Here is a 251-nt window from a genome sequence, read left to right on the forward strand (position 1 = left end):
ACGGGCAACAGCCGCAACGGCAGCACCTCAAAGAATATCAAAGGAGATTTTGGTGAGGTCGAAGTCAAAGTCCCCAGAGATCGAAATGGTGACTTTGTTCCTCAGCTGATAGCCAAAGGCCAGACTCTGTCATCACCGGCGTAAAAAGTCCTCAAAACACCAGTCCAAAATGACCTGTCGTTAAGTATAGCTTTTTGGGGTGGTCTGCAAGTCTGATAGTTCCAGAAAGTTAAATATTTTACTAAGCTGAC

The 251-nt window shown here is 45.4% G+C and carries 1 protein-coding gene; it reads left to right on the top strand.

Features of this window, described 5'->3' with window-relative positions:
- Window positions 1–144, top strand: a 144-nt coding sequence (locus tag AK963_RS31675; RefSeq protein ID WP_175404841.1) for a transposase, incomplete at its 5' end; no start/stop codon positions are given.
- Between the last annotated feature and the right edge of the window lie 107 nt (window positions 145–251).

Source organism: Endozoicomonas atrinae, assembly GCF_001647025.1.
Taxonomy (GTDB): domain Bacteria; phylum Pseudomonadota; class Gammaproteobacteria; order Pseudomonadales; family Endozoicomonadaceae; genus Endozoicomonas; species Endozoicomonas atrinae.